Below are 14,550 nucleotides of genomic sequence, written 5' to 3' on the forward strand. Positions count from 1 at the left end.
TGGAGTTCACCTATATTATGAACGGCACAAATCCTGTAGGAGCGAGCGGTGCGGCGATCCGACTTGCCCGCGAAGCTTTTAGAGGGCGAAAGGTAGCGGTGTGCTGACCTTCTGCCGCTGCGCCAACCGCTGCTCAAACTCCACCGGATCGTGAATCAACACATCCTGCCCGGCAAACGACTCGGCCGCGATCAACCGCGACAACCAGAACCGCACACAGGCCACCCGCAGCATGGTCGGCCACAGCTCGGCTTCTGCAGCGGTGAATGGCCGCAACGCAGCATAAGCGCCCAGCAACGCCCGCGCCCGCGGCCCGTCGATCTTCCCGTCCTCGTCCGAACACCAGTCATTCAAGGCAATCGCCACGTCGTAGAGCATCGGCCCCGAGCAGGCGTTGTAGAAGTCGATCAACCCGGTCAGGTGCGTGCCTTCGAACATCGCGTTGTCGCGGAACAGGTCGGCGTGGATGTTGGCGCGCGGCAGGGCCAGAATTTTCGTCTTCTGCCGGGTGATTTCGTCCAGCGCCCGCTGCAACAGATCGCTCTGCCCGGCATTCAGATGCGACAGCAACTGCGTGCCCTCCTCCTGCATCCAGTCCAGGCCGCGATCGGTCTTGCGCTTGATCATGTTGGCCTGGGTCGCCAGGTGCAGATGAGCCAGCAGCTCGCCGACCTGAGCACAATGCTGGGCGTTGGCCTCCTTGATATGCTTGCCGGCCAGACGCGGTTGCAGCAGCGCCGGTTTGCCGGCCAGCTCGCGCAAGGCGACGCCATCCGTAGTGCGCAGGGCATAGGGCACGGGCAGGTCGGCGTCGTGCAGTACATCGAGCAGCTCGATGAAAAACGGCATTTCCTGAACCGGGCCGCGCTCCACCAGGGTCAGGACAAATTCGCCCTGCTCCAGGCTGATAAAGAAATTGGTGTTTTCGCTACCGGCGGCAATCCCCTGGAAATCAAGCAGGCGGCCGAGCCCGTATGGGGCGAGAAAGGTTTCCAGCTCGGGCCGAGCCAGCGGGGTGAACACAGACATGGTTAAAACTGCCAGTACGGGCGCTGCCACTTGAGCCAGCGCCGATTGAAATTAGGAATCTATTTCCACTCGAAGATCTTCCACGACGGAATCAGCATATCGGGCTGATCCGAGCGGATGAAGTTTGCATCTGTCCCGTCCGCGCGCACCAGAAAATACGGCGGAGCGCCCTTCGGCGTAACCTTGATCGCGTACAGGAAACCGTTTTGGCGGTACTCCTGGATGGTTTTATCCCCTTCCGTGCGGATAGTGACTTCAGGCTCTGGAGTCGGCGCATCATCTGCCGCCATGACGGCGAACGGAACGGTTGCAAACAAGCCAGCCAACAGCAAGCGATTTAGTGTGCGCATGATAACCTTGTCCCTTTGTCGTCAACGGTCCCGCTATTCTAGCGCCGGACCCGCCGAAAAGGTTGATCCTGCTCATGAGCCAAGCCCCCCTCGTCCTGGTGGACGGTTCTTCTTACCTGTATCGCGCGTTTCACGCCCTGCCACCGCTCACCACGTCCAAAGGCCTGCCGACCGGTGCGGTCAAAGGCGTGTTGAACATGCTCAAGAGCCTGCGCAAGCAGTACCCGGACAGCCCGTTCGCCGTGGTGTTCGACGCTAAGGGCGGGACATTCCGCGACGAAATGTTCGCCGAATACAAAGCCAACCGTCCGAGCATGCCCGATGACATGCGCGTCCAGATCGAGCCATTGCACGCCAGCGTCAAGGCCCTGGGCTTCCCGTTGTTGTGCGTGGACAACGTCGAAGCGGACGACGTAATCGGCACCCTGGCCCGCAGCAGCGCCGCGGCCGACCGCCCGGTAGTGATCTCCACCGGTGACAAGGACATGGCGCAACTGGTCGACGGGCACATTACCTTGGTCAACACCATGACCGGTAGCGCGCTGGATGTGGAGGGCGTGAAGGAGAAATTCGGCGTCGCTCCCGAGCAGATCATCGATTATCTGGCGCTGATGGGTGATTCGTCCGACAACATTCCGGGCGTTCCGGGCATCGGTCCGAAGACCGCTTCCGGCCTGTTGGTGGGCGTGAATGGCGGCCTGACCGAGCTCTACGCGCAGCTCGATATCGTGCCGACCCTGCCGATACGCGGGGCCAAGACCCTGCCGGCCAAGCTCGAAGAGCACAAGGAGATGGCGTTTCTCTCCTACCGGCTGGCGACGATCAAGATCGATGTACCGCTGGATGTCGGCCTGGACGACTTGCAAATGGGCAAGCCGGACCACGACAAGCTCGCCGAGCTCTACACCCTGCTGGAATTCAAGAGTTGGTTCGAAGAGAACCAGCGCGACGCCAAACGTTCGGGGCAGGACATTGTCGAGGTCGTCGACGAGCAACCGGGCGCCGTCGAAGCGAAGTACGAGACCATCCTCGACCAGAAGCGCTTCGAGGCCTGGCTGGACAAGCTCGCCAAGGCACCGCTGATCGCTTTTGTCACCGAGACCAATGGCAACGATGCCCAACACTCGCAACTGGTGGGCCTGTCGTTTTCCGTCGCGGCCAACGAAGCGGCCTACATCCCGCTGACCCATTCCTACATGGGCGTGCCGGAACAACTGGATCGCGACACGGTGCTGCTGGCGCTGAAGCCGCTGCTGGAAAACCCGAATAAATTGAAAGTCGGCCAGCACGCCAAGTTCGAAACCAACATCCTCGCCAATTGCGCCATCGGTGGCGATCAGAGCAACGGGATTATCGTTCAGGGTATTGCCTACGACACCATGCTCGAGTCTTACGTACTCGACTCGACGGCCACCCGTCACGACATGGACAGCCTGGCGCTCAAGTACCTGGGCCAAAGCAAGACCGACATTCACGAGATCGCGGGCAAAGGCGTCAAGCAGCTGACCTTTGACCAGATCTCCCTCGAGCTGGCGGGCCCCTATGCCGCCGAAGACGCCGATGTCACCTTCCGCCTGCACCTGGCCTTGCAGGAAAAACTGGCCGCCACGCCAAGCCTGGGCAAAGTGCTGAACGAGATTGAAATGCCGCTGATGCCGGTACTGGCCCGTATCGAACGCCAGGGCGCGCTCGTGGACGCCAACCTGCTGGGCATCCAGAGCGTCGAGTTGGGCGAGAAACTGGTCGCCCTGGAGCGGGAAGCCTTTGCCATCGCCGGTGAAGAATTCAACCTCGGCTCGCCGAAACAGCTGGGGGTGATCCTTTACGAAAAGCTCGGCTTGCCCGTTCTCAGTAAAACCGCCAAGGGCCAGGCCTCGACGGCCGAAGCGGTGTTGGCCGAGTTGGCCGAACAGGACTACCCGCTGCCCAAGGTGCTGATGCAGTACCGCTCGCTGAGTAAACTCAAAAGCACCTATACCGACCGTTTGCCGGAGCAGATCAACGCTCGCACCGGCCGCATCCATACGTCTTATCAGCAAGCCGTTGCCGCCACCGGACGCTTGTCGTCGATCGATCCGAACCTGCAGAACATTCCGATCCGTACCGCCGAAGGCCGGCGGATTCGTCAGGCATTCGTCGCGCCAAAAGGCTACAAACTGCTGGCCGCGGACTATTCGCAAATCGAACTGCGGATCATGGCTCACCTGGCCAAGGACGAAGGCTTGCTGTACGCCTTCCGCAACGACCTGGACGTGCACAAGGCCACGGCGGCGGAGGTCTTCGGGGTCGAGCTGGACGCGGTCACCACCGACCAGCGGCGTAGCGCCAAGGCGATCAATTTCGGTTTGATCTACGGCATGAGCGCCTTTGGCCTGGCCAAGCAGATAGGCGTCGATCGCAAGCAATCCCAGGCTTATATCGATCGCTACTTCACCCGTTATCCCGGCGTGCTGGAGTACATGGAGCGCACCCGCGCCCAGGCCGCCGAGCAAGGTTTCGTCGAAACCATCTTCGGTCGTCGGCTGTATCTGCCGGAAATCAACGCGAAAAACCCGGCCCTGCGCAAAGGTGCCGAGCGCACGGCGATCAACGCGCCGATGCAAGGCACCGCAGCGGACATCATCAAGAAGGCCATGGTCGCCGTGGATAACTGGCTGACCTCGTCAGGCCTCGACGCCAAAGTCATCCTGCAGGTGCACGATGAATTGGTGCTTGAAGTGCGCGAAGACCTGATTGATAAGGTTAGTGAGGAAATTCGCGTGCACATGAGCGCAGCCGCGCAGCTGGACGTGCCGCTGCTGGTCGAGGTTGGGGTAGGCAATAACTGGGATGAGGCGCACTAGAGCGCCGCATTCTGTCTGTAGGAGCAAGCTTGCTCGCGATGGTCTCAAGATCGCTGCGTTCTGTAGGAGCTGGCTTGTCGGATCGCCGCACCGCAGCGAAGGCGGCCTCGAGTCTTGCAGCGCCAGTGAAAACGCCTTCGCCAGCAAGCCGGCTCCTACAGGGGCACCATAGTCCGGAAAATGCGCGGGCTTATTTCCAATGGTTTTTTATCCCTTCAGGAACTAAACCCGTGAAATGCCACTCAGAGTTACTGAATGGCTGGTGAAGCCCTTCGATGCTCCTATGTTGTGTTAAGTGTTGGCAGATATCTGGACCCCGCCCTAACGGTCCGGAGCTTGAACCCCGGAACTTCCCCCTCCCCATAGAAGTCCGGGGTTTTTTTTGCCCGCGATTTGACCTGTCGACCTTACTCGGCAACCTCGGCGCCCTTGTCCGCCAGTTCCATCCAGCCTGCCAACACAGTGTAGGCGTCTTCCAGGCCCATGCGTTTCGGTGCGGAAAACAACTGAATCGTCACGGCATCGCCCCAGCCTTTACGGATTTCCGCCTGGACCTTGAGCAGCGTGTTTTTCGCCGCGCCATAGGTCAGCTTGTCCGCTTTGGTCAGCAGAATGTGCATCGGCATGCCGGCGGCGACGGCCCAGTCAAGCATCAGAAGGTCGAAATCGGTCATTGGATGACGGATATCCATCATCAGAATCAGACCCTTCAAACTTTCGCGGCCGCCCAGATAGGCTTCCAGGTGACGCTGCCAGTGCATCTTCAATGGGATCGGTACTTTTGCGTAACCGTAACCCGGCAGGTCGACCAGACGGCGTTCATCGTCTAGCTTGAAGAAGTTCAACAGCTGCGTGCGCCCCGGGGTTTTCGAGGTTCGCGCCAGGCTGGCGTGCGTCAGGGTGTTCAGCGCGCTGGACTTGCCGGCGTTGGAACGCCCGGCGAAGGCCACTTCAAAGCCTTCGTCGTCGGGACATTGATCGACTTTGGCAGCGCTGAGCATGAAGGTGGACTGTTGGCACAGGCCGAGGATGGGGTTCTTGAATTGCATGGGATTTCCGATGTGGGCGGCGCCGGGAATGGACGCGGCAAGCGGTGTCGTTTCCGTTTCAGTGACGCCAGTATATAATGCCGCAGATTTTGTGTGCGCTTTGTCCCAGCGTAGGATGAAGTTCACGAGAGCGATTGACCTTGATTGCGCATTAGAACGCAGAACGCTCTCAACCCTGAAAAGGTCGTTTTATGACGAAATGGCTGCTAGCTGCCGGTGTCTTGATGCCGCTTTACAGCGCTCAGGCTACACAGGATCCGGAAGCTGTGTACAACCGTGTTTGTGGTGCCTGTCATTCCGGCCAACTACCCATGGCGCCCAGAAAGGGCGATCAGGAAGCTTGGACGCCGAGGTTGGCGAAAGGTATGGAGACGCTGGTGCAACACGTGACCCAGGGTTTCAAGGCGATGCCGCCGCGTGGTTTGTGCATGGACTGCAGTGCCGAGGATTACCGAGCCATCATCCAGTGGATGAGCGAGTGATTCCGGTCCATAACTCTTTAACCCTTAGCCGTAGTTGGATTAGCTGATGAACAAATTGATCGTGAGTCTGCTGTTGACCGTGGGGATCTCCGGCGTAGCCCATGCTGCAGGTGATGCAACTGCTGGTCAGGCGAAAGCCGCAGTATGTGGCGCCTGTCATGGCCCGGATGGCAACAGCATGGCGCCTAACTTTCCGAAACTGGCGGGCCAGGGCGAACGTTATCTGAACAAGCAGTTGCACGACATCAAGTCCGGCAAACGCACGGTACTGGAAATGACCGGCCTGCTGACCAACCTGAGCGATCAGGACCTGGCCGATATCTCCGCCTACTTCGCCAGCCAGAAAGGCAGCGTTGGCGCCGCCGACCCGAAAGTCGTGTCTCGCGGTGAAGCCTTGTTCCGCGGCGGCGATCTGGCCAAGGGCCTGCCCTCCTGCACCGGCTGCCACTCGCCAGACGGCAAGGGCAACGCAGCGGCCGGCTTCCCTCACCTGGGCGGTCAACATGCGCAATACATTGCCAAGCAACTGACCGATTTCCGCAAGGAAGAAGGCGGCCGGGCCAACGATGGCGATACCAAACCGATGCAAAGCATCGCCAAAAAGCTGAGCGACGAAGATATCGCAGCAGTCTCCAGTTACATTCAAGGCCTGCACTGAGACCGCCGAGGGGACGTTGCGAGGGATGTACATCTCTTGCAATGTTAACGCTCGATTAATCTGTCGATGCAAGCATAAAAAGGGTGGCCTTGGCCGCCCTTTTTTGTGGCCGCTGCCGTTACACTACAGAACTCAAGCCCGCCAGGATCTGTCTGAAAACAGGTCGCGCGAGGCGACCCCATTTGTCCAGGAGTAAAGCATGCGTAATCTGATCATCAGCGCCGCATTCGTCGCTGCCAGCCTGTTCGGCATGACTGCCCAAGCCGCCGAAGCACCCGCCGCCCCTTATGTAGAACTGAGCAACCCGGTTCCAGTCGCCGTGCCTGGCAAGATCGAAGTGGTGGAACTGTTCTGGTATGGCTGCCCGCATTGCTACGCATTTGAGCCGGTGATCAATCCCTGGGTTGAGAAATTGCCTTCCGATGTGAACTTCGTGCGCATTCCAGCCATGTTCGGTGGCCCGTGGAACGCACACGGCCAGCTGTTCCTGACCCTTGAAGCCATGGGCGTCGAAGAAAAGGTTCACGCTGCGGTGTTCAACGCCATTCAGAAAGAGCACAAGAAGCTGGTCGACAAGGATGAAATGGCAGACTTCCTGGCCACCCAGGGCGTAGACAAAGACAAGTTCCTGGCCACCTTCGACTCGTTCGCGATCAAGGGCCAGATCGTCAAGGCCACTGACCTGGCCAAAAAATATGAAATCACCGGCGTTCCGACCATGATCGTCAACGGCAAGTATCGCTTCGACGTAGGCTCTGCCGGCGGTGCCGAGCAGGCATTGCAACTGGCCGACAAGCTGATCGACAAAGAGCGAGCGGCTAACAAGGCTGCCGCCAACTAAGCGCGGGGCCTGCCATGCGCCGCTGGGGTACTGAACGCGTCGTTGGCCTGCATGATCCGCGGGTCAACGAGCATCACCTGGAATCGACGGGGCTGCCCGCAGACAGCCGCCTGCGCTTGCTCAGTTTCAATATCCAGGTCGGCATCAGTACCGAGCGGTATCGGCACTATCTGACCCGAGGCTGGCAACATCTGTTGCCGCACACCGGGCGTGCCGACAATCTGCAAAAAATCGGCAATCTGCTGGGCGACTTCGATCTGGTCGCCCTGCAGGAAGTCGATGGCGGCAGCCTGCGATCCGGCTACGTCAACCAGGTCGAACACCTGGCTCAGCTCGGTGCGTTCCCTTACTGGTATCAACAACTCAACCGCAACCTCGGTCGCCTCGGCCAGCACAGCAATGGCGTGCTCAGCCGCCTGCGCCCGTGGGCGATTGAAGATCATCCGCTGCCGGGACCCAAGGGTCGCGGAGCAATCCTGGTCCGTTTCGGCGAGGGTCCGGAAGCGCTGGTGGTGGTCATGATGCACCTGGCACTGGGTGCCCGCGCCCGCACCATGCAGCTGGCTTACATTCGCGAGCTGATCGGGGGTTTTAAACACCAGGTGCTGATGGGCGACATGAATACCCATGCCAGTGACCTGCTGCAAAACTCGCCATTGCGCGACCTCGGCCTGCTCGCACCGCAACTGGAAGCGACCTTCCCCAGCTGGCGCCCGCAACGCTGCCTGGACCATATTCTGCTGAGCCCGACCCTGACCCTGGAAAAGGTCGAGGTGCTGGCACAACCCATTTCCGATCACCTGCCGGTCGCGGTAGAGATTCGTCTGCCGGGTTCGCTCACGGCCGATGCATTGCCCGCGCTGAGTCCTGCCCATCGCGGACCCCATGAATGAGCGACGAAACACAGCGCTGGAAAGAAAAATACCTCAAAAGCATCGAACACCAGGAAAAGCTCGACCGCCGATGGGACGCCCGGCTCGACTTGTTGCGCCGTGGGCTGGTGCGCAGCACGTTGGCGGCCGAGGGCACCGACCGCGCGGTTGACGAGTGCATGAAGGAAATGCGCGACGTCATCCGCACCAATGACATGGACGCCGGCCTGGCTGCCCTGCTGCCTCGGCTGGAAAAAGCCGTGCTCGACTCTGAACAACGCCGCGAAACCCGAGTCAATCAGACCGGTGCCGCACTGACCGCACTGGTTGCGCAACTGCAAACATTGCCGCTGCCCCGGGAAGTCAGCCGCCCCCTCAAGACTTTCGCCAGGCGGTTGGATGCACGCGTCAGTCAGGCGCGCGAAATTCCGTTGCTGCTCAGCGAACTGAGTAGCCTGCAAGGCAAAGCCCTGAATCAGCTTGAAACCCCGGCAGAACCCGATCGCCCCGGCCTGTTGCAACGGCTGTTCGGTCACCGTGAGGCCGATGAAGCAGCGCCCGTGATCGTTCTCTCAGCGCAGGCATCCACCCTGCAGCATGCCGAAGCCGTCCCGGCGCCGATCGCCGCGACACGGTTCGCCACCGCTGCTGTCGGTCTCGCCTCTGCCGTCGCCCCCGTGGCCGTGATCGAACCGCAAAAGGTCCAGGCATCAGCCAATACGGTGGAGCCCGCCACTCTGGCGGCCCCTGTCCCGACGATCATTGCGCCGCAGCAAGAAGGCGAGCTACACATTCAAGGGGATGCTGAACAACCCGATGTGGCGGTTACCCACCACATGGTCGCTCCATCCATTGTGACTGAACCAGCCAACACTCCCCACGAACCGACTACCCTACAACTGCCCGATCCCCCACCACTGCCTTCAGCCCTGGCCATTGTCGATCCACACCTGTCCGAGCACGACTTGCTCTACGCTCTGCCCGACTCCCCGGAGCCATCCTACAGCTCGGTGGCCAGACACATCGAAGACACGCTGCTGGGGTTGCTCGACGACCTGACGCTGCCCGAGCGACACCGCCCGCAAGCCGAATCAATGCGTGAGCGTCTGAAAAATGGCTTGAACTGGTACGAGCTGCTACCGATCCTCGACGATCTGGCGAGCTTGATGTTGGCGATTTCCGACAGCGGCCAACACGAATTCGACACCTACCTGCAGCGCCTCAACGAGCGCCTGGAGTCGTTCCAGAGCAATCTGCAAGCCGCCAGCGCCGGCCACGCCGACAGCCGTTTTGCCGCACAGGCAATGGATACGCAGATCCGCGAACAGGTCGATGGCTTGCAGAGCAGCATGCACGAAGCGGCCGACCTGGGCGATCTCAAGCACGTCCTGGAAAACCATCTCGAAGGCCTGCTCGATACCATGGAACAGCACCGCCAGCAGCGCGACGAGCGTGAGCAAGAGATGGCAGGTCGCCTGCACAGCCTGGCCGAACGGGTTGCCCACATGGAGCAGGAAGCCCTGGGTTTTCGCGAACACCTCGAAGAGCAGCGCCAGAAAGCCTTGATCGACCCGCTGACCGGCCTGCCCAACCGGGCGGCCTGGAGCGAACGGCTGGACCATGAGATCAGCCAATGGCAGCAACAGGGCAATACGTTGTTGCTGGCAATGCTTGACCTCGACCATTTCAAACGCATCAACGATAACTACGGCCACCTGGCGGGTGACAAAGTGCTGAAAATTATCGCCGGTGTGCTGCGCAAGCGCCTTCGCGGAACAGATTTCATTGCCCGTTTCGGCGGAGAGGAGTTTGTACTGCTGATGCCCGCCACAGAAGCGGTGGCCGGCGCCAAATTGCTAGAAAAACTGCGAAGCTTTATCGAAGCCTGCCCTTTCCACTTCAAGGGTGAGCCGGTGACCATCACCCTTTCCATTGGGCTGAGCACATTCAAAGCGGGCGAACATAGCGATCTGGTATTAAAAAGAGCCGATCAAGCGCTATACAGGGCGAAACACGCCGGTCGAAATCAGGTGCAAATTGGCTAGGGACAATTGTTCCAATTTGTTTAAATCACCGCGCCGTCCGTCTCCATGCAAAGCAGTACGTTACACTGTTGCATTATTGTCTTGCGCGTACTGCCTCCCGCCATGAAATTTCTTGCTCTCTTCGCCTCGTTGGCTCTACTGGCCGGTTGCGCCAGCGGCCCCCGGTACGACACCAGTCATATCTCAGTCAACCACGACAGCCGCATTCAATTCGTCGTGCTGCATTACACCTCCGCTTCGCAGGAGCGTTCGTTGCAGCTGCTGACCCATGGCGAAGTGAGCAGTCATTACCTGATCGGCGACGACAAAAAAGCCACTATCTATAAGCTGATGGATGAAAACATGCGGGCATGGCATGCCGGCGAGAGCGAGTGGCAAGGCCGAACCTGGTTGAACTCCAGTTCCCTCGGCATTGAAATCGTCAATCCCGGCTTCAAGGACACCCCGACCGGGGAGCGTCTCTGGTACCCCTACAGCGAAGCCCAGGTCCAGTCCCTGATTGTGCTGCTCAAGGACATCGGCAAGCGCTACGCCATCAGCCCGCGCAACATCATCGGTCATAGCGACATAGCACCGTTGCGCAAGCTGGATCCGGGACCGCTGTTCCCCTGGAAACGCCTGGCAGCCGAAGGTTTGGGCGTCTGGCCGAACGAGCAGGCCGTGGCGCGCCAGCAAGTGCAGTTCGACGTCCAGTTGCCGAGCATCGGCTGGTATCAGGCGCAGCTGGCCCGCCTGGGTTACTCCACGCCGCAAACAGGCGAACTGGATGTTGCCACGCGCCATGTGATTGCGGCCTTCCAGATGCATTTCCGACCGACCCGCTTCGACGGCATCCCGGATGCGCAAACCGCGGCCCTTCTACAAGTTTTGAATCAGACAAAATAATGACGCCCGCCCGACGGTAAGGGCTTTTTCTCAATCAGCAGCTATAACTCATTGGTAATTCTTCGGATATACCCAATGCCTGCTGCTAGAGAGACATTACGTAGTTGGTTTTATCGCCCCTGGTTTTTGGCGATGCTTGCTGCTGCCTTGAGCGCAACCCTGTTAATGACGGGCAGCCTGTTTGTGGCCATGCATCAGGTCGAGCAGAGCGAAAGCGAGGAGATGAACGCCCAGGGCGAACGCTTCCTGGCCCGTCTGGAGCAGCTTTTCGGCCAATTGCGTGAAAGCCTCGACGACCTCGAAGCGCAGCCGCTGCGGGGCTGCGATGACGAAATGATCGCGACCTTGCAGCAAGTCAGTTTCAATTACCGTTTCGTTTACGAAGCGGCTTACAGGGACGATTCGCGAATCTGCTCCAACCGCCCCCGCCAGGAAGGGCTGTCGCTGATACGGCCGCCGGATATCCAGGGCCCCACCTATAGCTATTGGCTGAACACCACCACCGAACCTGATGAAAACCGTGCTGCGCTGATGCTCGGGCGCGGTAATTTCCGCGTCGCGACCTCTCGCGGGCATTTGACCGATATGGTCGACCTGTCGCCCGGGAGCAGCCTGCTGGTGGTACTCGACCACGGCACGCGGGCGATTCCGGTACTGGGTGTGTCGCAGGCCTGGCCCCCGACCGAACCCTGGCCCCCGAAAAGTCCCGATGCGCTGCAAGTCACGCAAAGACGCTTGATTTACCGTATGCCCACCAACAATCCGGAATACCAGCTTGTACTTATTACCCCGCGTACCGGCATGCATGTGCCTGCGGTCTGGTGGTGGCTGTTGCCCGCCAGCCTGGCACTGGGCATCTGCGTGGGTTTTCTGGTGTTCCTGTTGGTCAAGCAGCGACAGTCGATGGATGCCGAACTGACTGGCGCCATTCGGCGAGGCGAGTTGCAGGTCTTGTATCAACCGATTTTCGATCTCGACAGCCGCAACTGTGTCGGGGCAGAGGCCTTGCTACGTTGGCGCAGACCGGATGGCACCCTGACCAGCCCTGACCTGTTTATTCCGATGGCGGAAAACACCGGCCAGATTCGCCAGATGACCGACTTCGTCCTGCAACGCCTGCTTGAGCAGCTTGGTCATTTGTTGCGGGCCAATCCGCAGTTGTACATCTCGGTCAACCTCGCAGCCTGCGACGTCATGGTGCCGCGCATCGGCCAAGTGATGGCGCGCTTGCTGACGTTGCATCGGGTCGCAGCCAAGCAGATCGCCTTCGAGGTCACCGAGCGAGGCTTGATCGATGTGGTGGTGGCCCGGGAAAACCTGCAGGCCTTGCGCGATGTCGGGCATCAGGTGCTGATCGACGATTTCGGCACCGGCTACTGCAGCCTCGCCTACCTGCAAACCCTGCCGGTGGATTGCCTTAAAATCGACAAGGCCTTTATCGATGCACTGGGCCACGACGCCGCCAGCAGTGGCGTCGCACCGCACATCATTCATATGGCCCAGGCCCTGAATCTGAAAGTGATTGCCGAAGGCATCGAACATGAAGCGCAAGCGGAGTTTCTGAGCAGCGAAGGCGTGAAATACGGTCAGGGCTGGTTGTTCGCCCATGCGTTGAGTGCAGTGCAGTTCATTGAACTGATTACCCGTGGCCGCCGGCTGGCAGGCAGGCGTCTGGATGACGAAGCGTGAAAGCCGCTTACACCGCCAGCGCCATATAGAACTGAGTCCCCTGCCCCGGCCGCGAATAGACGCCCATCCGTCCGCCATGCAACTGCACGATTTCCTTGCACAGCGCGAGGCCGAGCCCGGCACCGCCCTTTTTACGGCCGACCTGCACAAAGGGTTCGAAGATCCGTCCCTGCTGGCCGTAGGCAATGCCTTCGCCGTTGTCTTCAACGCTGATGATCACCCGCTCCCCATGGCGCCGAGCCTGCAAACGTATCTGCCCGTCGGTACCGGTATGGCGCAAGGCGTTGTCTATCAGGTTGTCCAGCACCCGGTCCAGCTGAGGCTGATCGGCCTGTAGCCAGGGCAATGGGCCCTGCACTTCCACCAACAGGCTGATGCCCTTCTCCACCGCCACGCCGGCATAACGTTCACGCGCCTGCTCCAGCAAATCATCGATGGAACACGGCGCCAGCGTGAGTTTCTGCAATCCGTTCTGATAGCGGGAGAAGTTGAGCAGGTCGTTGATCAACTGCATCAAGCGCTGCATCTCTTCATTCACGGTGTCCAGCAGATCGGCTTCGCGGGAGTCCTGGGCGAAATGCGCGCGCTCGCGGAACAGCCCGAACGCCATGTGCATGCCAGTGACCGGTGTGCGCAATTCATGGGAGGCGCGCAACACGAACTCGCTGCGTACCCGTTCAAATGCACGCTGCTCGGTGACGTCATGCAACACCATCACGGCGCCGAGAATATGGCCCTGGGTGTGACTGACAGGGGTCAGGCTATAGGTCAACAATCGCGACTCACCATCGACCTCGATGCTCAAATCTTCCGGCGCCCGCTCCAGGGTCCCGCCGCGCAGTACCAGTTGCAGTTGTCCATCAAGCTCGGGGCGCTCCAGAGCGCTGCCCAGCCCCTGGCCGAGTCGATCGGTGTCCCAACCCAATTGACGCTGTGCCACGGGGTTGAGGTGTTCCAGATGCCCTTCACGGTCGATCATCAGCAACCCGTCGTCGATGCTGTCGAGTACCGCCTGCAAACGCTGCTGACCGGCGAGCAGTTCGTCGATATTGGTCGCTTGATGCTCGCGCAGGGCCTCGGCCATGATCCCGAAGCGCTTGGTCAGCTGGTTCATTTCCTCTGCCGAAGAAATAGGCAGGGTCACTTCGTAATTGCCTTGCCCGATATTATCCGCCGCCTGGGCCAAGGCCTCTATCGGTGCGCCGAAACGCCGGGCGATGGCGTGTGCGGTCACGAAGCCAATGATCAGCACCGCCAACCCCACCAGCCCGAGCAGACCGGCTACCAGCAGCGCCCGCTCCCGAGCCTGGCGCTCGATGACATTGATGTAATCCAGCGCACGCTTGTGCTCGGCGATCAAGCCATTGCGCAGCGCATTGAATTTTTCGGTGAGTTCACTGCCACCCCTCCATACGCGCGACGTCTCGGGTGTCTGGTCGTACACCTGCATGAAGCTCTGGTAGTCAGCCTTGGCCTGTGCAAAACCGTATTGAACGTCGTTGCCGGAATCGGCAAGGGCAATGCCTTCATCCAGCAACCGATAGTAATGCTGCCTGGACTGCTCGAATGCAGCAGCATCCGGCTGCTCGCTGAGCATGATGATCAACTGGTCGCCAAGGGTCTGGCGCAATTTAAGCCCCAGGTCGAGGGTGACGAAGTTGTTTCGGATCAGCGCTTCCTGAGTGCCCGCCATCTGCATCACGCTGACCAGCCCGAGCAAGAGCCCGAGCAGCGCGACGGTGATCAATGCGGAAATGCTCAGAAACAGCCGAGTTCGCAACTTCATAGCCAGTTTCATCGGGCGGGG

12 protein-coding genes are annotated in these 14,550 nt (G+C 59.9%); 8 read left to right on the forward strand and 4 right to left on the reverse strand.

All coding sequences use genetic code 11. The annotated features are described in order from the left end of the window. Positions 1-78: 78 nt before the first annotated feature. The gene (locus F8N96_RS23950; RefSeq protein ID WP_150799915.1) at positions 79-1,029 is read right to left on the reverse strand and encodes a homoserine kinase; all 951 of its coding nucleotides are present in this window, start codon (positions 1,027-1,029) and stop codon (positions 79-81) included. 59 nt (positions 1,030-1,088) lie between these two features. Next, a complete protein-coding gene (locus F8N96_RS23955) occupies positions 1,089-1,379 on the reverse strand; it encodes a DUF2782 domain-containing protein (RefSeq protein ID WP_150799916.1) in 291 nt (96 codons plus the stop codon). A gap of 74 nt (positions 1,380-1,453) precedes the next feature. On the opposite strand from F8N96_RS23955, the gene polA reads away from it, so the two are divergent. Continuing rightward, complete coding sequence (gene polA, locus F8N96_RS23960; protein ID WP_150799917.1) at positions 1,454-4,222, forward strand: DNA polymerase I; 2,769 nt, start codon at positions 1,454-1,456, stop codon at positions 4,220-4,222. 407 nt (positions 4,223-4,629) lie between these two features. Here the strand turns inward: polA and yihA are convergent, their stop codons facing one another. Next, entirely contained in the window at positions 4,630-5,271 is a 642-nt protein-coding gene (yihA, locus tag F8N96_RS23965; protein WP_064680584.1) for a ribosome biogenesis GTP-binding protein YihA/YsxC, read from the reverse strand. A 191-nt stretch (positions 5,272-5,462) separates the two neighbouring features. Between yihA and F8N96_RS23970 the strand changes: the two genes are divergently transcribed. From F8N96_RS23970 to F8N96_RS24000, 7 genes are all read left to right on the forward strand, one after another. Continuing rightward, positions 5,463-5,753 (forward strand): c-type cytochrome, encoded by a 291-nt coding sequence (locus tag F8N96_RS23970; protein ID WP_003196231.1) that lies wholly within the window; start codon positions 5,463-5,465, stop codon positions 5,751-5,753. Between the two features lie 46 nt (positions 5,754-5,799). Then, positions 5,800-6,411, forward strand: coding sequence for a c-type cytochrome (locus F8N96_RS23975; RefSeq protein WP_128874649.1), 612 nt, complete (start codon positions 5,800-5,802; stop codon positions 6,409-6,411). 199 nt (positions 6,412-6,610) lie between these two features. Next, entirely contained in the window at positions 6,611-7,252 is a 642-nt protein-coding gene (locus F8N96_RS23980; protein WP_150799918.1) for a thiol:disulfide interchange protein DsbA/DsbL, read from the forward strand. Between the two features lie 14 nt (positions 7,253-7,266). Further along, positions 7,267-8,145, forward strand: a complete 879-nt coding sequence (locus F8N96_RS23985; RefSeq protein ID WP_150799919.1) for an endonuclease/exonuclease/phosphatase family protein — start codon at positions 7,267-7,269, stop codon at positions 8,143-8,145. Continuing rightward, complete coding sequence (locus tag F8N96_RS23990; RefSeq protein WP_150799920.1) at positions 8,142-10,169, forward strand: GGDEF domain-containing protein; 2,028 nt, start codon at positions 8,142-8,144, stop codon at positions 10,167-10,169. The genes F8N96_RS23985 and F8N96_RS23990 overlap by 4 nt, the downstream gene beginning before the upstream one ends. A 102-nt stretch (positions 10,170-10,271) precedes the next feature. Next, positions 10,272-11,054 carry an N-acetylmuramoyl-L-alanine amidase gene (locus F8N96_RS23995; protein ID WP_150799921.1) on the forward strand — a complete coding sequence of 261 codons (783 nt, stop codon included), beginning with the start codon at positions 10,272-10,274 and terminating at the stop codon, positions 11,052-11,054. Between the two features lie 75 nt (positions 11,055-11,129). After that, positions 11,130-12,743 (forward strand): EAL domain-containing protein, encoded by a 1,614-nt coding sequence (locus tag F8N96_RS24000; protein WP_150799922.1) that lies wholly within the window; start codon positions 11,130-11,132, stop codon positions 12,741-12,743. Positions 12,744-12,750: 7 nt separating this feature from the next. On the opposite strand, the gene F8N96_RS24005 is transcribed toward F8N96_RS24000, so the two are convergent. Beyond that, positions 12,751-14,541, reverse strand: a complete 1,791-nt coding sequence (locus F8N96_RS24005; protein WP_150799923.1) for an ATP-binding protein — start codon at positions 14,539-14,541, stop codon at positions 12,751-12,753. Positions 14,542-14,550 lie beyond the last annotated feature (9 nt).

It is taken from the genome of Pseudomonas fluorescens (assembly GCF_902497855.1).
In the GTDB taxonomy this organism is placed as follows: Bacteria; Pseudomonadota; Gammaproteobacteria; order Pseudomonadales; family Pseudomonadaceae; genus Aquipseudomonas; species Aquipseudomonas fluorescens_BI.